The organism is Nostoc sp. DedQUE02 (assembly GCF_034531035.1).
GTDB lineage: Bacteria > Cyanobacteriota > Cyanobacteriia > Cyanobacteriales > Nostocaceae > Nostoc.
The window spans coordinates 1-19,944 of sequence record NZ_JAVRBY020000007.1 but is presented as its reverse complement, the minus strand read 5'-3'; the positions used below and the strand labels follow the sequence as shown (position 1 = coordinate 19,944).

Annotated in this window: 15 protein-coding genes; 13 read left to right on the top strand and 2 right to left on the bottom strand. The window is 40.3% G+C overall.

Features of this window, described 5'->3' with window-relative positions; translation table 11 throughout:
* The first annotated feature begins 74 nt into the window (after positions 1 to 74).
* From RMX98_RS09065 to RMX98_RS09050, 4 genes are all read left to right on the top strand, one after another.
* A complete protein-coding gene (locus RMX98_RS09065; protein ID WP_322676426.1) occupies positions 75 to 1,706 on the top strand; it encodes a DUF655 domain-containing protein in 1,632 nt (543 codons plus the stop codon).
* Between the two features lie 323 nt (positions 1,707 to 2,029).
* Entirely contained in the window at positions 2,030 to 2,839 is an 810-nt protein-coding gene (locus RMX98_RS09060; RefSeq protein WP_322676425.1) for an ABC transporter permease, read from the top strand.
* A 556-nt stretch (positions 2,840 to 3,395) separates the two neighbouring features.
* Entirely contained in the window at positions 3,396 to 5,234 is a 1,839-nt protein-coding gene (locus RMX98_RS09055) for a bifunctional serine/threonine-protein kinase/formylglycine-generating enzyme family protein (protein ID WP_322676424.1), read from the top strand.
* Positions 5,235 to 5,261: 27 nt separating this feature from the next.
* A complete protein-coding gene (locus tag RMX98_RS09050) occupies positions 5,262 to 5,723 on the top strand; it encodes a hypothetical protein (RefSeq protein ID WP_322676423.1) in 462 nt (153 codons plus the stop codon).
* A 237-nt stretch (positions 5,724 to 5,960) separates the two neighbouring features.
* On the opposite strand, the gene RMX98_RS09045 is transcribed toward RMX98_RS09050, so the two are convergent.
* A complete protein-coding gene (locus RMX98_RS09045; RefSeq protein ID WP_322676422.1) occupies positions 5,961 to 6,695 on the bottom strand; it encodes an SGNH/GDSL hydrolase family protein in 735 nt (244 codons plus the stop codon).
* A 269-nt stretch (positions 6,696 to 6,964) separates the two neighbouring features.
* Here RMX98_RS09045 and RMX98_RS09040 point away from each other — a divergent pair, with 269 nt between their 5' ends.
* The 7 genes from RMX98_RS09040 to RMX98_RS09010 all read left to right on the top strand — a co-directional run bounded on the left by RMX98_RS09040 (position 6,965) and on the right by RMX98_RS09010 (position 16,078).
* Positions 6,965 to 8,770, top strand: coding sequence for an endonuclease (locus tag RMX98_RS09040; RefSeq protein WP_322676421.1), 1,806 nt, complete (start codon positions 6,965 to 6,967; stop codon positions 8,768 to 8,770).
* Positions 8,771 to 9,176: 406 nt separating this feature from the next.
* Positions 9,177 to 9,824, top strand: a complete 648-nt coding sequence (locus RMX98_RS09035; RefSeq protein ID WP_322676420.1) for a histidine phosphatase family protein — start codon at positions 9,177 to 9,179, stop codon at positions 9,822 to 9,824.
* Positions 9,825 to 9,909: 85 nt separating this feature from the next.
* Entirely contained in the window at positions 9,910 to 10,935 is a 1,026-nt protein-coding gene (locus RMX98_RS09030) for a glucokinase (RefSeq protein WP_322676419.1), read from the top strand.
* Positions 10,936 to 10,980: 45 nt separating this feature from the next.
* On the top strand, positions 10,981 to 11,583 hold the full coding sequence (locus RMX98_RS09025) for a hypothetical protein (RefSeq protein WP_322676418.1): 603 nt from the start codon (positions 10,981 to 10,983) through the stop codon (positions 11,581 to 11,583).
* A gap of 568 nt (positions 11,584 to 12,151) precedes the next feature.
* A complete protein-coding gene (locus RMX98_RS09020) occupies positions 12,152 to 12,793 on the top strand; it encodes a Uma2 family endonuclease (RefSeq protein ID WP_322676417.1) in 642 nt (213 codons plus the stop codon).
* Between the two features lie 505 nt (positions 12,794 to 13,298).
* Positions 13,299 to 14,768, top strand: a complete 1,470-nt coding sequence (locus RMX98_RS09015) for an efflux RND transporter periplasmic adaptor subunit (protein WP_322676416.1) — start codon at positions 13,299 to 13,301, stop codon at positions 14,766 to 14,768.
* Positions 14,769 to 14,860: 92 nt separating this feature from the next.
* Positions 14,861 to 16,078, top strand: coding sequence for an ABC transporter permease (locus tag RMX98_RS09010; RefSeq protein WP_322676415.1), 1,218 nt, complete (start codon positions 14,861 to 14,863; stop codon positions 16,076 to 16,078).
* A gap of 220 nt (positions 16,079 to 16,298) precedes the next feature.
* On the opposite strand, the gene RMX98_RS09005 is transcribed toward RMX98_RS09010, so the two are convergent.
* Positions 16,299 to 16,736, bottom strand: a complete 438-nt coding sequence (locus RMX98_RS09005; protein ID WP_322676414.1) for a hypothetical protein — start codon at positions 16,734 to 16,736, stop codon at positions 16,299 to 16,301.
* Positions 16,737 to 16,913: 177 nt separating this feature from the next.
* Here RMX98_RS09005 and RMX98_RS09000 point away from each other — a divergent pair, with 177 nt between their 5' ends.
* Complete coding sequence (locus RMX98_RS09000; protein ID WP_409881345.1) at positions 16,914 to 17,237, top strand: hypothetical protein; 324 nt, start codon at positions 16,914 to 16,916, stop codon at positions 17,235 to 17,237.
* Between the two features lie 57 nt (positions 17,238 to 17,294).
* Positions 17,295 to 19,944 (top strand): DUF937 domain-containing protein (locus RMX98_RS08995; RefSeq protein ID WP_409881344.1); only part of this gene is annotated, 2,650 nt, incomplete at its 3' end.

The window sequence follows — 19,944 nt, the reverse complement described above, 5'->3', positions numbered from 1 at the left end:
CTGCTGTAATTCAAAACATCAAATTTTGGGAATGATAAATATGTCCACTCCCAATCCACTTTTAGCAGATTACAGTGCAACTTATCTCTAGACAAAGATATTTTTTATATATCTTTTTACTGATATTCTCCCTTGCTGGTTGTCAACGAGTCCAGTCTTATAATCAACGTCCAACACCTTTACCGCAAGATCCATTAGTTCAAGTTTACTTTAACCATTCTGAGTCTTCAGAATACCAAGAAGCTTACCGTCAGCAAACTCGCCTTGGGGATGATTTAGAAAAACAGATTACCGATGCTATTACCCAGGCTAAATCTACAGTAGATGTGGCGGTGCAAGAATTACGTTTACCCAAAGTTGCTCAAGCACTGGTTGATAGACAAAAAGCTGGGGTAAAAGTCAGGATAATTTTAGAAAATACCTATAGCCGACCTTGGAGTAGCTTAACATCTGCTGAAGTAGGTAAGTTAGATAAAAGAGAACAAGAACGTTACAACGAATTTCGCCAATTTATCGATATTAACCACGATAATCAACTCACCCCAACGGAAATCAATCAAAGGGATGCTTTGATGATTTTGCAGAATGCCAAAATTCCTTGGATAGACGATCGAGCAGATGGTTCAGCTGGTAGCAGTTTGATGCATCACAAATTTGTGATTGTAGACAATCGCCTTGTAATTATCACTTCCGCCAACTTTACATTAAGTGATACTTCTGGTGATTTTACAAATCCCAGCAGTTTAGGCAATGCCAATAATTTATTGCAGATTGACAGCCCAGAATTAGCATCTTTATTTACAGAAGAGTTTAATATTATGTGGGGTGATGGCCCTGGAGGTCAACCAGATAGTCGATTTGGTTTGGAAAAACCGATGCGTTTACCTAAACAAATAACTTTGGGTAACACCAAAATTACTGTGCAATTTTCGCCAACTTCTCCAACTCAACCTTGGAGTAACAGTAGTAATGGTTTAATTGGTAAAACTTTAGATTCAGCAACCAAATCTATTGATATGGCGTTATTTGTATTTTCTGAACAGCCTCTTGCCAATATTTTAGAAAAACGCCATCAAGAAAATGTACAAATTCGCGCTTTAATTGAACCACAATTTGCTTATCGTTCTTACAGCGAAGCCTTAGATATGATGGGCGTTGCTCTGAGTAACAAATGTAAATATGAAATTGACAATCATCCTTGGTCAAATCCAATTACTACAGTAGGTGTACCTGTGTTACCCAAAGGTGATTTATTGCATCACAAATTTGGTGTAATTGATAGTCAAACAGTAATTACAGGTTCTCATAATTGGTCAAACGCTGCCAATAATGGTAACGATGAAACGCTTGTAGTGATTGAAAATCCGATAGTTGCTGCCCATTATGTGCGGGAATTTGCTCGTCTTTATACTAAAGTTAAACTCGGTTTACCACCAGCAATTCAAGAAAAAATTAAATTAGAAAAAACACGGTGTCCCCAGATAAAAACATCTTCATCAACTGATTTACAAGGAATTCAAAAAGTAAATATCAACACCGCAAATTTAGAAGAATTAGCAACTCTCCCTGGCGTGGGTAAGAAGTTAGCACAGCGAATAATTCTAAGTCGTCAACAGCAAAAATTTACATCTTTACATGACTTAGAAAGAGTTCCAGGAGTAAGTGCTAAAACTTTAGAAAAATGGGGCGATCGCGTAACTTGGTAAGGATGCACAGATGTGCTACCCTACGATGGTCTGATTTCGCTTTTGACTCGCTTACATCCCCTCCCAATACGGTTCGGATAAGCATTTTTCACTTTCCTTGTGGTCTGGGAAAAGGATAAGGGGTAAAGGGGAAAGGATGTATTCAAAACCTTTTCCCTTTCCCCTTTCCCCTTTAACCGAACCGTATTGCATCCCCTCCCTGCTTCGCAAAGGAAGGAGAATTACACGAATCTGTTAAAAAGGAGAGAAGATAGTTAAATTATTGACTTATTACATAATATATGATATTTTGTATTGCTATCTAAGAAAAATCATATATAAACGTGAATATCTCTTCATCTCTCAAAAAACCGCGTGTCTCATGGCAAGCGGTTTTCTCACTGCTGATGTTTGTGTTCATGTACCTGCCTATACTAGTACTTGGCTTTTATAGCTTCAATAAGTCGCCTTACAGTGCAACTTGGCAAGGATTCACTCTCGATTGGTATCGCAAGTTGTTCAGTGACGATCGCATTTTATCGGCTTTGCAAAACAGTATGATAGTTGCAAGTTGTGCCGTGGCAATTTCCGCAGTGCTGGGAACCTTGATGGCGGTTGGGTTGGCGCGTTACGAATTTCCTGGTAAGAAATTGTATAGCGGTATTGCTTACCTACCATTGATTATTCCCGATATTGCGATCGCAGTGGCTACCCTAGTATGTTTAGCGGCCTTTGCAATACCTTTGAGTTTGTGGACGATAGTTGCAGCCCATGTCGTGTTTTGTCTTGCCTACGTTGGGCTTGTAGTTGCTTCCCGACTGAATAATTTAGATCCGCACTTAGAAGAAGCAGCACTAGATTTAGGCGCGACACCAACCCAAGCTTTCATCAAAGTATTGCTACCTCAATTAATGCCTGGGATTGTCGCTGGTTGTCTTTTGGCTTTTGTTCTTAGCTTAGATGACTTTCTTATTGCTAGTTTTACTGCCGGTAGCGGTTCTAACACCCTGCCAATGGAAATTTTTAGCCGGATTAGAAGCGGAGTTAAACCTGATATTAATGCACTGAGTGTAATGTTGATTTTAGTATCTGCGATCGTTGCTATTTTAGCTGAATTAATTCGCGCTTCTGGAGAAAATAAAAGTTTCAAATAAGAGTCACAATCGCTCATAAAAGTTCTAAGTAGGTGATTTGGTTCTTCGTGAACTTTTTTAGATAGTGAACAACAGCTATATTAAAATCTAGGGTGCATTAGGCTTGCCAAAACTTACTAATATTATGGCAATATGCCGTACTTTTTGCTAACGTAACGTCTTAGTATAAATAAGTAAATAAAGAAGGAGTCAGAATACAGAATTCAGAATACTTTACCCATCAAGGGATAGAGTTTTAGCTTATTGAATATTTTAATTTTTTCGCCTTTTCGCCCACCAAGGACGTTAGCGTAGCCGGACAAAGTAAGGTTTTAACCAATATTCATTGACCATTCGTACAGAATTCATGCTGTTAGCGGATAGCTAAGGTTTAGCCTATTCTGGCTTTTGATTCCTGAATTCTTCTTAATAAATATAATTTCTTTATCCTTATGCCCTCGTGTGAAAGATAGTTTTAAGCACATGAATAAATTTCCGTGTTCGCTTCTCTACATCACTGTTTTCAATTAGATAATATTGGGGCTAACTTTGGAGAAGATGCTATTTCCCCCTCATTATGCAAATCTGCCAAAATCCCAATTGCTCAAATCCATTTAACTCTGATAGCAATAGATTTTGCGTGAGTTGCGGACAAAGCAACTTTGGCAAACTTCTAAGAAACCGTTACCGTGTATTAAGGCTTTTAGGTGAAGGTGGATTTAGTAGAACTTATGCTACAGAAGATGTAGACAGACTAAACGCGCCTTGCGTCATCAAGCAATTTTTCCCACAATTTCAGGGAACAGGACAACGCACCAAAGCAGCAGAATTTTTCAAAGAAGAGGCTTTTCGGTTGTATGAACTGGGAGAAAATCATACGCAAATTCCCAGATTATTAGCTTATTTTGAACAAGGTGCTAGTTTATATCTCGTACAAGAATTTATTCAAGGAAAAACTCTTTTACAAGAAGTTCAGCAACAAATTTATAGCGAACAACAAATTTGGGAACTTTTAGCTGATTTATTGCCAGTTCTGCAATTCATTCATACTCATAATGTCATCCATCGGGATATCAAACCAGAAAATATTATCCGCCGTGCAAGTGATCAAAAACCCGTATTAATTGACTTTGGTGGTGCTAAACAGGTAACACAAACCAGTTTAGGAAGACAAGCTACAGTAATTTATACCCTTGGTTATGCCCCAACTGAACAAATGGCTGGATTTGCCTGTCACGGCAGTGATTTGTATGCTTTGGGTGTAACTTGTGTGCGTCTTTTAACTCGATGTTTGCCTTTACAGGATGCTTCTGGACAAGTTAACGATCCTATTTATGATGCGATGAGCGCTAAATGGTTATGGCGCGAACGTTTACAAGAAAAAGGTATTACTATCAGCGACGAATTAGGGAAAATTTTAGATAAATTACTCAAACATTTACCAAGTGAAAGGTATCAAACAGCAGTAGATGTTATCAACGATTTAAATTTTGCAACATCGAACATTGAACCTGTTGCCTTAAAAATTGTTTCGATGTCTCAATCTATATTACTGCCGCCACCACAAAAAGTAATCGTACCATTACCCCCCTTAGAAACCTTTGAATTTGACGTAGTAACAGTAGACACAGGTGGTAGAGAAGTAAACCGCATGAATTGCAATGCAAACTTCTTTGCCGAACAATTGAGTAAGTCTGTCACATTAGAAATGGTATCGATTCCTGGTGGTACTTACATGATGGGTTCACCGGAGTTTGAAGGAGATGCTGACGAACGTCCTCAACATCAAGTTACCGTCGAACCATTTTTTATGGGGAAATTTCCCGTAACTCAAGCACAGTGGAGAGTAGTAGCAGCTTTACCCCAAGTCAAACAAGCTTTAAATCCCCATCCATCGAAATTCAAAGGTTTAGATAGACCAGTAGAAAATGTATCTTGGTATGAGGCTGTAGAATTCTGTCTCAGGCTATCAGAAAAAACTGGACGCGACTATCGTTTACCGAGTGAGGCTGAATGGGAATATGCTTGTCGTGCTGGAACTACAACATCCTTCCACTTTGGCGAAACGATTACCCCTGAGTTAGTCAGTTGCACTATGGAACCAAAAAGCAAATTCCGTAAAGAAACAACAAACGTCGGTAGTTTTGAAGTTGCTAATGCCTTTGGATTGTACGATATGCACGGGTTAGTTTGGGAATGGTGCGCTGATTCCTGGCACAACAATTACAACGACGCACCCTTAGATGGAACAGCTTGGGAAGTTGGCGGTGATATTAATCGCCGAGTGCTACGCGGTGGTTCTTGGAGTTTCAGTGCAGAACTGTGTCGCAGCGCTAGCCGTAGCTGGAATGAGTCAGACGGTGGACTGAGGATTTGTGGCTTTAGGGTAGTATTTTCTGTAGAGGAAATTATTTAGTAATTTAATTCAAATCCTGTATAAATTATGAACAACAAAATTGAGAAAGGTGACATAGTAATTATAAATAAAAGTGGAAAATATCATCAGCAAGTGGGTGAAGTAAGTGAGATTGATTACAATATTTTCTTTGTCAAAATAGTGTTAGTAAAGTTAGGTAATCAAGAAGAAGCTTTTGAAGAAAAAGATTTAAAATTACAAACTAAAAAGCCAAGCTTGCAAGAAGTTATTGTATCAGTAGATAAAATTTTAGAACAAGTTAATCAAATTTCTAACTTGCCGTCAAAAGAGCAAGTAGAGTTACCCAACCGTCTGAAATATCTTAAATTAGATATTCCTAAATTAGATAAGCAGTTGATTCAAAAAAACTTTGATGATATAGATAAAATACTCGCAGCAACAAGAGAGTTAGACTCTTCAGCAAGTTGTTGGCAGGAAATAGATCCTAATTTGGAGAAAATCAACTGGTGGATTAGAACAAGTTTGTGAACCAAGAAGTAAGCCAAATTAGGTACATTAAAATACAGCGAAAAGTCTGAATGTAGTTAAGGCTAAAAACTTTCACAATTGTTGGAAGCAGACCAATACTTTTCGGGTTTTGGGGGAAAGGAGAAAGGGAAAGGTTTTAATTCACTTTTCCCGCTTACCCTTTAACCTTTTTCCAGACCAAAAGAGAGATTGTTAGGCTTATCCGAAAAGTATTGGAAAGCAGACAACAGGCTGTTTTTATCTTTTTATGACAATGTACTCAACTAAATTTTGAATCATTTGGGCATCTGTTTTACTTAAACTTTCCAACTCAATTCTGTTGCTTTCTTGTGGGGTATTAGAATTACTACTGTATAAACGACGACTCAAGCCTACAGGACTATTCTCATAAAATGTTGTATAGAATACGCACGCTGCTACATACGATCCAATTGGACTAGGGTGGCTTTGATCAGAACTGTAAAGGTTTAATTTTAGATTTGCTTCCTGAATTTTTTGCCAAGCTATTCCCACAGGTGCAACTTTAGCTTTTAGTTCTTTAGCAATGCTCATGTATGAATTTGTTAATATCTGTTGCGTTTCAGGTTGATTTTGTTTTGCCCAAGTCAAGTAAAAGACTGTTTGCGAATTCACTCGTTTAATCTCGGCATCAAATAGAGTAGCGTAGTTGTACATTTCCTTGGGATTAGTGATTGGTAAATTACTTTGCTCTTGCAGTACTACGTAATCCCAGCGTTTTGCTTTCAAACGCTTAATTGCTTTACCACGTTTCCAGTGACTTTTGAGTGTAGCTCCACCAACCACAACCATTTCAGTTTCCAGCGTTTTCGGTTCTTTTGCCGAGGCAGCCAACTGTTGTGTCAACCAAGGAAGATCGTTGAAATAGGTATAGCTGTTGCCAATAAATAAAACTCTGATTGCTTGCTGTTGAGCTACTGGAAATAAATTTGTCTGAATTGGACTTCCTAGCATTTTAAACAAAGCAATCATCAGAAAGAAGAATAAACAAATATATATTATGTTGGTGTTGCTCATCATCCCTGAAATCTTTGCAGTATAACTTATTCTCACGACGGGATTTTTTCGGAAATAGTTCTGACTTTTGATGAATTATTCTGAAACTGCCAAATCTGAAAATTTTTCCCAAGAGATTGCAAACTTTACCCAACCTAAAACTTTTCTTAACTGAACTGTATTAAGAAAGAAGACTAATCTAGAAAATATCTTTGCTGGAAGAAAGAATGAAATCCATCAAATTGCTACTACTTAGTATTGCTTTTATCTTCTTTGCATGGATTAGTCCACTCCAAGCTAGTCCAATAGCGCAATTACCAACTTCTTTGCCTTTGGTTGCAGAACGTGAAACAACATCTCTGAAAAATTCACGGGATGTATTGACTGTTGCTAGTTTTAATGTCGAGAACTTAGACCCGAAAGATCAACGTTTTGATAATATTGCCAAAATTATTGCCAATAATTTGAACGCACCAGATGTCATCAGTTTAATTGAAATTCAGGATAACAACGGGCCAACCGATGATGATGTTGTGGATGCAAACCAGACTTACCAAAAATTGATTGCGGCGCTGGAAAATATTGGTAGTCTAGCATACGATTTTGTTGATATTCCGCCCAGCGACGATCGCGATGGTGGAGAACCTGGAGGTAATATTCGTGTCGGTTTCTTGTTTCGACCCAGCCGAATAACTCTAGCAAAACTACCTAGAAGAGGCGGTTCATTAGATGCCGTAGCTATTACTCAAAGTCCAAATGGTCTTGATCTCTCCCTTAACCCTGGTCGGATTGACCCCACGAATGCTGCTTTTGATGAAAGCCGTAAACCACTGGCAGCAGAATTTATTTTTAACGATCAAAAAGTGTTTATCATTGCTAATCACTTTGTTTCTAAGCTTGGAGGTTCTCCCAGCGATGTTAAACGAGTCAAACAAGCCGAAATCGTTAATGAATTTGTAGCGCAACTACTAGAAGTTGACCCGCAAGCCAAAGTAATTGTATTGGGTGATTTAAACGATTTACCAGATTCTTTACCTCTGAAGGCTTTGAAGGGTAACATTCTGGAGAATTTGACGGATCGTTTACCTCTTAGCGATCGCTATAGTTTTAAATTTAAAGGAAATCCTCAACTGATTGACCATTTGTTAGTCAGTAAAAATCTTTCTAGTGTTGCTAAACCAGAAATTGACATCGTGCATGTCAATGTTGGCTTTAAGAAGCCTGTCAGCGACCACGATCCTGTGATTGCAGCGTTTACATTACCTGCTAACCAGTCTACCCCTGACACCATTCCTCCTGTTATTCAACCCACTCCCACTCCCATAGATGATTCAGCGATTATATTGCCTCAATTATCCAAATTCGCTCTAGTTGACGAACTAGCTAAGGAATATACGCCTAGCAAAACTTTGAATTACGATCGCGCAAGAGATGAAATGTTTGGTGTTATTGATAACCAAGCAGGGATTGTGACAGACATTTATGCCAATTACCCAATTAATTTAATTGGCAATGACGATCCTAGTCAGGAAGCTGACAAATTAGGACTGAATACGGAGCATGTTTGGCCACAAAGTAAAGGCGCTGACAAAGGTAATTCCCGAAGTGACCTGCACCATTTATTTCCGGCACGAGCAGATATTAATAGTGAGCGAGGCAATAAACCTTTTGATGATATAGCTGACACGACTACTAAGAAATGGTATCGAAATAACACTGTTCAATCTACAATTCCTAGTAGTGGAATTGACGAGTTTAGCGAATCAGCATCTTCTAATTTTGAGCCGAGAGAGAAAGTAAAAGGAGATATAGCCAGGGCAATTTTCTACTTTTACACTATTTATCGGCAACAGGCTGATAAAGTAGACCCAAATTACTTTCAGAATCAGCGTCAGACTTTGTGTAAATGGAATCAGCAAGACCTACCTGATACTACTGAAATAGAACGGAATCGGGCGATCACTAAATTTCAGGGTAATGACAATCCATTTGTCCTAGATGTCACATTAGCAGAACGGGCATACTGTAATTAATAAATAGACCTTTTGCAAAAGTCCCTAACACCCCACCTCCAACCCTCTTCCCTACAAGGGAAGGGGATTGGGGGTGGGGTTCAGTACCTAAACTAAGAACCGCCATATAAGCAATAGTATAAATTCATATCTAGCTTTGGGAATGCTAAAAGTAGTAATTTACTGAAGTCAGAGCGAGATAATGGATTTCGTGAATTGAATAAAACTATAGTTGATATTGCTTTAGAGACTTGGCTAAAAAGGCTTTGAGTAAAACTGCATTGACAGCATTTATAACTTTTCCTAATCATTAGTATTATTAAAAATTATTACGATTTTGTCATAATATATTAATATTTCTAGCCCTCCTTGCAGATATCTATTATTTGTTTAGCGGCAAATTCTATTCATTGGAATAATTAAACCCATGAGTCAAATAGTCTGGATCGCAAGACACGCTAACCGCCTCGATTTCGTAAACCCTGATTGGTTTCTCACCGCCGAACGACGCTACGATCCACCCTTGTCTGATGATGGTATGGTGCAGGCACAACAGTTAGCTAGACGATTGAAAGGAGAAAAGATTGGCCATATTTTCGCTTCGCCTTTCCTGCGAACCGTACAGACGGCAAATGCAGTTGCAGAAATGCTCAACTTGCCGATCAAACTCGAAACAGGCTTGAGTGAATGGCTAAATCCAGTTTGGATGACAGAAGAACCCAAAAGACTCTCAACTCCAGCCTTAGCAGAGTTATTTCCCAGAATTGACACCAGCTACACTTCGCGCATCGCCGCCAAATATCCTGAAACTCACGAAAAAGTGCGAGAACGTTCTGGGCAAACTGCGAGATGTTTAGCTACTGAGTACTTCCCAGAACATATCCTGCTAGTAGCACATGGTGCATCTGTATTGGGGGGAGCAATGGGGCTAGTGGGGGAAATTGCTAAGACAGAAGTTAAAGCTTCTTTATGTTCGCTAGTAAAAGTGGTACGCCAAGACCCAGAATGGTTATTAGAACTAACGGGAGATACTTCCCATTTAACCCACATAGAAGAAGTTATTCGATTTGCTTAAACCTCTGATAGAGATTTGGGTTCATGACTTCTGCTAGGTTGGGTATATCTTACAAAAAAAGTAATTTAATTCACCAATAAATTCTATGACTTTGTTACTAGCAGGAGACATCGGCGGTACGAAAACGATTCTGCAATTGGTTGAAAAATCAGACTCACCAGCTTTACATACTATTTATCAGGAAAGTTACCACAGTGCCGATTTTCCCGATTTAGTACCAATTGTGCAGGATTTTTTGGTCAAAGCTAACACACCCATACCAGAAAAGGCTTGTTTTGCGATCGCAGGCCCCATTGTCAAAAATACTGCCAAACTGACCAATTTAGCTTGGTTCCTAGATACCGAACGTTTAGAAGAAGAATTGGGTATCCGACATATTTCTTTAATTAACGACTTCGCCGCCGTTGGCTATGGCATTTCCGGTTTACAAAAACAAGACTTGCTGACGTTGCAAGTTGGCAAACCTCAACCCGAAACCCCCATTGGAATTATTGGTGCTGGTACTGGCTTAGGGCAGGGATTTTTAATTAAACAGGGAAACGACTATCAAGTTTTTCCCTCAGAAGGTGGACACGCTGACTTTGCTCCTCGGAACGAGATCGAGTTTCAACTGTTGAAATACCTGTTGGGTAAACATGATATCCAGCGCGTTTCTGTAGAACGCGTGGTTTCTGGAATGGGAATTGTGGCAATTTACCAATTTCTGCGCGATCGCAAATTTGCCGTCGAATCCCCAGATATTGCCCAAATCGTCAGAACTTGGGAAGAAGAAGCTGGACAAGAAGAGAAAAGTGTTGATCCTGGTGCTGTCATTGGTACAGCTGCACTAGAAAAACGCGATCGCCTCTGCGAACAAACTTTGCAATTATTTATAGAGGCTTACGGTGCAGAAGCTGGCAATCTTGCCCTGAAACTCTTACCTTACGGTGGCTTATATATTGCTGGTGGAATTGCGCCCAAAATCTTGCCCTTAATTCAAAACAACGGTTTCTTATTAAATTTCACCCAAAAAGGCAGGATGCGCCGCCTCCTTGAAGAGATCCCTGTGTATGTTATCCTCAACCCACAAGTGGGGCTAATAGGTGCTGCTTTATGTGCTGCTAGGTTATAACAGCTAGCATCATCAGTGAGATCAGCATCTCAAAAGGCAAAAAATATGACAATTAAAAGTCTGTTGCCACTAATCGCCGCCACACTCGTCTGTGGTGGTTCTGTTTTTGTGGAAGCGCGTCAACCCAAACCTACCACGCCTGTTGTCAAACCAAAGGTTTCTCAACCCGTGCAGCCAAAATGGAAGTTATACACCGCTCCCGATGGGCGCTTTAGTATTTTGATGCCGGGAAACCCCAACAGAAATACCGAATTCCAAAAAACTTATATGGGGGAAATTACCTTAGAAATATTTGTCGCTCAACCCCCAAAACAGCAGGTAGCATACATAGTTGCTTACAATGATTTTCCTTATAGCTATGGTCAAATGGCTGATCCCCAAGCTGTACTTAATAATGCACGGGATATGGCTTTAAAAACTACGAAAAGTAATTTAATTAGTCAGAGAAACATTCGTAGTTCTAATAATCATCCCGGTAAAGAAATTGAATACATCAATTCTGGAGGGAAAATCACTAAAAGTAGAATGTATGTCGCTGAAGGTAGATTATATCAAGTGATGGCAATAACTACAAAAAAACAGCAGAAGACATTAGCTAAAACTATTAATGGGTATTTAAATTCCTTCCATGTAGTTTTGAAAAAGTGAAATAGTAAGAATTCAGCACCCAAGTGGTCGCCGAGCGTAGCCGAGGTGAGTCAGGAGTCATAATTTATCAGAAATCTAGAATGATTGGTATATTTATTCATCAAATGTTCTCCTGATTCTTTAACTATTCTGGGTGTTGCTGAATCGAGGTATAAATTTGGATGTAGAGATGTTGCAATGCAACGTCTCTACAAGGGTTGCAATGCAACGTCTCTACAAGGATTTTGAAATAACGCAAAATTATTTTTCATACCGCAATCAGCAACGCCACTATTCTGAATTCTGAAGGACTGAATTCTGACGTGAAATAAAAAGCATTTGCTCTCAAGGCGTGGACACAAGACAATCTAGCAGCAGAAGTTAACCTCAAGACTAGACAACCGATTTGGCTGTTTTTAGTGGCCGACAATGTACTGATTTTACACTAGTAGATAGATTTAAGCATCTGCGTTGCGTGTCTTTCAGGAGGTAGGATTGAAGTAAAGATGGAGTTAACGCTTGACTATCAACTTAATACTGGAAAATAAAACTTGTATGATTGTTGTTAAAGTTCCTCTTTGGCAATATTATGAGCGAATTAAAGACCCAACTAGCAACCGATACCTGGGTAAAAGCCACTTGGGATGAATATATTCAAGCAATTGAAAATCCTGTCTACGAAAAAGCCAAGGGCTATTACTACAATGAACACATGAGGATTGAAATGCCACCACTAGGCCACGACCACGCTTGCGACAACACAATTATTGCCTTTGCTGTTAACCTTTTTTGCACAATAAAAGGCATACCCACCAAAGGTTTAACTAATTGTACATATCGGAAAGCAGGTTTTAAAGAAGCTCAACCTGATGTGTCTTATTATATTGGTGAAAATGCTGATGTCATTCCCTACGGCACTTCTATCATCAATCTAGATATATATCCACCACCAGATTTAGTTATTGAAGTAGCTAATACCTCACTTGCTGACGATCAAGGTGAAAAACGACTTTTATACGAAGATTTAGGAGTGAAAGAATACTGGATTTTAAATGTCCAGAATATTCAAATTATGGCTTTTGCTATTGAAAACCAAGGTAGTAGGCGAATTACCGAATCTCAGGTATTGTCAGGATTAGCTATTTCTTTATTAAATGATGCATTACGGCGAACTCGTCAAATAAATCAAAGTCAAGTTGGTGCTTGGTTATTAACTCAATTTCAGCAATAATTACAAACTGCTTGGCGGTAGGGAATGGGGAGTAGAGAAAAAGAAAAGAATACAGAGCAACTAAAGCGCGATCGCACTATAGCAATCCTATCTGATTTGTGAGAATTGCCAGCCGGAGATTCCCAGCTTCTCAAAAAAATCGAGGATCTCGTTTCTCACGAATAGTTCAGGATTGCACTAATAGACTTCTTGCAAAAGTCGGGTGAAAGGGTAAAGAAACTCAAAATTTTTTCCCTTTAACATATCCTCTGTCACCTGTAACCTGTTCTCTATTTTCAAGGCAGGTGTAACATGCTGTGGCTAAAGTCACCCTTTCAGGTGAAGACATACAGAAATACGAATGCCTAGTATGAAGGAAGATTAAGCAACTGTGAAGCTTATTATGCGTCTAGTTGTTAATTGATTCATAAAAATTTAATCCCAAAGCTTTAACAACTCCGTATTTTCCACTTGTCCTCTAATTAAAAAATATTCTTATACAGCAAGATTTACAGGCTTCTACTATATGGCTACGCACATAGAAATTCCAGTTATTGGCAAAGTTAAGTATCCATTGCGCTGGCTGATTGGGCTGATGGCGGGGAGTGCTTTGGTTGTGGGTACCATAACAACTTACACTTTGGTAAATCAAGGGGCGAACAAAGAAAACATTGCTCAATTAACTGTCCCAGTTACAGCACAAAACGTGACGTTGCGGATTACAGCTAGTGGCAAAGTCGTGCCAGTTCAGAGCGTCAATATTAGTCCGAAGAATCCCGGAGTGCTATCACAATTATATGTAGAACAAGGCGATCGCATTCAACAAGGGCAAATTCTCGCCCGCATGGATAGCGCCAGCATTGAAGCTCAAAGGAGCCAGTACCGTGCTAACTTAGCCCAAAGTCAAGCACAACTCGCCGAAGCCCTTGCTGGTAGTCGTCCTCAAGAAATCGCTCAAGCAAAGGCGCGGCTAGCACAAGCTCAAGCCCAGTTAGCCGCAGCTAAGACTGGTAATCGTCCCCAAGAAATTGCTCAATCTCAATCACAAGTGGATGCGGCTCAAGCAAAGGTGAATTACACCAATGAACAGGTAAAGCGTTACCAATATCTATATAAAGAGGGAGCAGAGAAAAAACAATTACTCGATCAAGCCATTAGCGAAGACAAAAGTGCTAGAGCCAATTTAGAAGAAGCTAAAAAACGATTGTCTTTAGTCCAAAGTGGCTCTCGTAGTGAAGAAATCGACCAACGCCAAGCGGCTGTTAACGAAGCACGGGCAGCATTGGTGCTGTTAGAAGATGGAACTCGTTCTGAAGAAATTGCCCAGCGTCAAGCCGCCGTTGCATCTGCTGAGGCTCAGTTAAAGGGTGTACAAGTACAGTTGGAAGATACTATTATTCGCGCTCCTCTGTCGGGAATTGTTACCCAAAAGTATGCTGAACCAGGCGCGTTTGTCACACCCACAACTTCTGCATCTACTAGTGCATCGGCAACTTCCAGTTCAATTGTCGCTGTAGCACGTGGTTTAGAAATATTAGCTCAAGTTCCCGAAGCCGACCTCGGTAGAATGAAACAGGGACAGCAGGTAGAAATTGTTGCTGATGCCTATCCCGATCAAGTTTTTAAAGGTCATGTCCGCCTGATTGCTCCAGAAGCAGTGGTGGAACAAGGTGTAACATCCTTCCAGGTGCGGGTTGCTCTTGATACTGGCATTGATAAATTACGTTCTGGCTTGAATGTGGATCTGACTTTTTTAGGCGATCGCGTTAATAATGCCTTGGTATTACCAACGGTGTCAATCGTTACCGAAAAGGGTAAAACTGGCGTACTCATCCCAGATGCCAACAATAAACCCCAGTTCCGCGAAATTACAGTTGGGGCACAAATCCAAGATCAAACTCAGATTTTAGGGGGAGTTAAAGAAGGCGATCGCATATTTGTCAACCCACCCAAAGACTACAAAATCGAAAAGGTAAAAGAACAACAGAATAAATAATTTTCTTGCTAAGAATATATTGTCTCAACAGCAGATTAACGAATAGAAAACATCTGATAAAAAGGTTTTTGAAATTTTAATTACAAATTAATATGAACTTCCTCGAAAGCATGAATATGGCGGGGAAAACCCTGCTATCAAATAAGCTGCGTAGCGCCCTCACCATGTTGGGTATAGTTATTGGTAACGCCTCAGTGATTGCCATGATTGGCATTGGCGAAGGTGGACAAAAGTATGTCAATAAACAGCTGGAGTCACTAGGACCAAATGTGCTATTTGTACTGCCAGGTAATCAAGAAACTCAGAGGATCTCCTTTGAAGTGCCAAAAACTCTAGTGTTGCAAGATGCGGAAGCGATCGCTTCTCAAGTACCAACTGTAGTAGGAGTTGCACCAGAGTTAAACAGAAGACAGGTAGTTACATACCGCAACAGAAACACCGATGTTAATATCATTGGCACAACTCCCAGCTTCCTATCGGTGCGGGATTTTGAAACTGCTAAAGGCAGATTTTTCTCTGAGGTAGACATCAAGCGAAGTAACCAAGTTGTTGTGCTAGGTGCAGACTTGGCAGAAAAACTATTCGGTAATAGTAACGCCATCGGCCAGCAATTGCGAGTTGGAAATACCAGCTTTCAAGTGATTGGGACGTTAACAGCCAAAGGTTCCAGCGTGGGAGCAGATTATGATGATGCTGCCTTAATACCAATCACCACCTCAGCCAACCGACTTGTAGGCAAGAATTCTCCTTATGGTATCGCCTTAGATTACCTCGTTGCTGCCGCTCGTGATTCCGATAGCGTGGATGCAGCAGAATTTCAAATTACTAATTTGTTGCGTCTACGGCACAAAATTAATGGTGAAGATGATTTTACTCTCCGCAGCCAAAAAGATGCCTTGCAAACTGTCGGTCAAATTACAGGTGCATTGACAATTATGCTAGCAGCGATCGCAGGCATATCGTTGTTTGTCGGTGGCATTGGCATTATGAATATTATGCTAGTCTCCGTCACCGAACGCACCCAAGAAATCGGATTGCGAAAAGCGATCGGGGCAACAGAGCAAGATATTTTGCTACAGTTCATCATTGAGGCTGTAATAGTTTCCGCAGCTGGCGGTTTAGTTGGGACTGCGGTTGGTGTTAGTGGCATCTTAATAGTGGGAGCCTTGACACCTTTAGAAGCGAGTCTTTCTCCTGTAGCGATTAGTATGGCCGTTGGTGTCTCTGGTGCGATTGGTTTATTCTTTGGCGTTGTTCCTGCACGCCGCGCTGCTAAACTCGATCCTATTGTGGCCTTAAGAAGTGCTTAAAAATGTGGATGGCGAAACTTAATCTTCCTAATTGAATTGAGGTGTTGATTTTTGATGGCGATCGCTACTATAAAATTCACATGGATTTAAAGGTAAGTTGGCTTGAGGCAATGCGTTACCCAACAACACGATCCATCTTGGGTTTCCTTACGTCAACCCAACTTACATTTAATGTACAAATTTAGGCTTGACACGGCACTAGATTTATGCACGAAGCGGATTATTGCCGCAAAGGAGTTGTGCCGTTACCGTTAGTTAACGCATTCGCAATTGCAGCTTGAGCAGGTTGACTGGGAAGAACCGCTACAACTGGAGCAATTTTTGAAGTAGATTTTTTATTTCTTTTTCCATTAGAGCCGCCAGCTTTGGAATACTCTATACTGTTTCTGCCGTAGATAGTTGCAATTCCACTGAGCATTCGTTCAGACATTTCGGAGAGGGCTTTATCCATCTGGATTATTGTTTTACGCGATTCTTCAAGATTGGATACAAGTGTGTTATGAGCTTCTAACGTTGCACGAGTAGTATTGATGAGGTAATTGTAGGCTTCAATGCTTAATCCATATCCTAAATCCAGATTTTCATCAACGGATCTAAGCAAGGCGAGACGAAGTTGGGCTTTGTCAACAGCAGCAGAACTACGAGTTCTTAAAGACATGAGATATCCTTTTTTTTAATAATTCCTTTTTCAACATAGTGGAATATCCTTTTGCCTGAGATGGGTAGTTTTGTGGATTTATTTCATTAAAATTTCAACAAAATAATTACGAATTTGTCTGTATTTTTACTCATTTCTTTTATCGATTTGTTGTTTGAGAATAAGTGCAATCAGCAAATGCGAACTCCAAATCAACAAATGCGAACTTCAAATCAACAAATGCGAACGCCAAATCAACAAATGCGAACTCCAAATCAACAAATGCGAACTCCAAATCAACAAATGCGAACTCCAAATCAACAAATGCGAACGCCAAATCAACAAATGCGAACGCCAAATCAACAAATGCGATCGCTAAATCAACAAATGCGAACGCCAAATCAACAAATGCGAACGCTAAATCAACAAATGCGATCGCCGAATCAACAAATGCGATCGCCGAATCAACTTGATGAAGGTAGATTACGCGATCGCATCTCATACCCTAAGAATACCGTATGATTTATTTCTCGGTATTTTTGGTGCTGACTTTGTGGAAGTGCAAAAGAGAGAATTACAATGCGGCGAATAGCAAATTGCCTACGGAATTTGACTAGGAAACTCAGTGCAGCACTCAATCCCCCCGCAAAAAAAGCTCGAAAACGTCAAAAACTTATCTCTGCTACCTCACGAGATTTAGAGGTTTATGAGCAATTTTTACGAGATGTACTGCAAGCAATGCTAGACAGCGATGGCAATCAGCAGGTAGTTTACCCATTACTCGCAACTAATACTGATAAACTAAATGATATTTTTGCAGAAGTATTGCGGAATTGGGCAACAAATACCCTGACAAACGTTGAACCAGATGTCGCAATGCACATTGCTGGAATAATTGATAGTTTTAGTAGTTTGGTTCGTCAATTTCCTTTGGGTAGCAAAGCTAGCAATATCGAAATAGCTATTAGTGGTTATAAAACAGCCTTAACTCTCGTGACCCGTAGTGCCTTTCCCCAAGAATGGGCAATCACGCAATATAATCTGGGGAAGACTTACCTTGAAAGGATATTAGGTGAAAAAGCCGAGAATTTGGAGTTGGCGATCGCTGCATATACAAACGCACTAGAAGTTACTCACCACAGTTTTCCCAACCTATGGGCATTAGTGAAATATAGTCTAGGGATTGCTTACTGTGAGAGAATTTTAGGAGAACAAGCTGAAAATATCGAACAAGCGATCGCGGCTTATACTGCTGCACTAAAAGTTTTCACGCGCAACGCCTTTCCCCGATATTGGGCAGATACGCAATATAATCTGGGAACTGTTTACCTTGATAGAATATTGGGCGAAAAAGCAGAGAATATTGAAATTGCGATCGCAGCTTTTTCTGAAGCAATGGAAGTTTTCACCCGTAAGGCTTTTCCCCAAAAATGGGCAGATACCCAATATAATCTGGGTAATGCTTACCGCGAAAGAATCGAGGGAGCTAAAGCTGAAAATATCGAAATTGCGATCGCAGCTTATACTGCTGCACTAGAAGTTTATACCCGCAAAGCCTTTCCAGATGATTGGGCAATGACGCAAAATGCTCTGGGAACTGCTTACCGTTATAGAATATTGGGTGAGCGGGCCGAGAATCTGGAGTTGGCGATCGCTGCATATACAAACGTACTAGAAGTTACTCGCCACAGTTTTCCCAGCCTATGGGCATTAGTGAAATATAGTCTGGGGATTGCTTACTGTGAGAGAATTTTAGGAGAGCAAGCTGAAAATATCGAACAAGCGATCGCTGCTTTCTCAGGTGCATTGGAAGTTATTACTCGCAGCGCTTTTGCCAAAGGTTGGGCAGATACGCAAAATAATCTGGGGACTGCTTATCTTAAAAGAATTTTAGGAGATAGAGCCGAAAATATAGAGCAAGCGATCGCTGCTTATACTGCTGCACTAGAAGTTCATACCCAAACTGCTTTTCCTGAAAATTGGGCACGAACGCAAAGAAATCTGGGGGTTGCTTACTTTGACAGAATCAGGGGAGAGAAAGCCGAGAATATCGAAATGGTTATTGTTACTTGCACTGCCGCACTAAAAGTTTATACCCGCAATGCTTTTCCCCACGAATGGGCAGATACGCAAAATAATTTGGCCAATGCCTACTATTGCAGAATCAAGGGAGATAGAGCCGAGAATATCGAAATGACGATCGCAGCTTCTACTACTGCACTAGAAGTTTACACCCGCGAAGCCTTTCCTCAAAATTGGGCAGTTAAGCAAAATAATCTGGGTAATCTTTACTATGAAAGAATTAGGGGAGATAAAGCTGAGAATATCGAAAAAGCGATCGCAGCTTGGAACGCTGCCTTAAAAGTTTACACACGTAGTACCTTTCCCCAAGAATGGGCAAGGGGACAAAATGATCTAGGGCTTGCTTACTTTAAGAGAATATTAGGAGAGCGATCTGAAAATATAGAGATTGCGATCGCAGCTTTCTCAGGTGCATTGGAAGTTCGTACTTGCACCAGCTTTCCCGAACAATGGGCAGATACGCAAAATAATCTAGGTGATGCTTACCGTAAAAGAATCAGGGGAGATAAAGCCGAGAATATAGAAATTGCAATCGCTACTTACAATGCTGTACTTGGTGTTTGTAATCGCACCAGCTTTCCCGAACAATGGGCAAATACGCAAAATAATCTAGGGAGTGTTTACCTTGATAGAATCAGGGGAGATAAAGCTGAAAATATCGAAATTGCGATCGCTACTTACACTGCTGTACTCAATGGTTGCAATCGCAACGTCTTCCCAGAAAAATGGGCAATGACGCAATATAATCTAGGATGTGCTTACCTCGATAGAATTAGGGGAGATAGAGCCGAGAATGTAGAAATTGCGATCGCAGCTTTTTCTGAGGCAATCGAAGTTTTCACCTGCAACGCCTTTCCCCAAAATTGGGCAAATACGCAACATAATTTGGGATTTGCTTACCACAAGAGAATCAGGGGAGATAAAACTGAAAATATCGAAATTGCGATCGCGGCTTATACTGCTGCACTAGAAGTTGTCACCCGCAACGCCTTTCCCCAAAATTGGGCAGATACGCAAAATAATCTGGGAACTGTTTACCTTGATAGAATATTGGGCGAGAAAGCAGAGAGTATTGAAATTGCGATCGCAGCTTTTTCTGAAGCAATGGAAGTTTTCACCCGTAAGGCTTTTCCCCAAAAATGGGCAG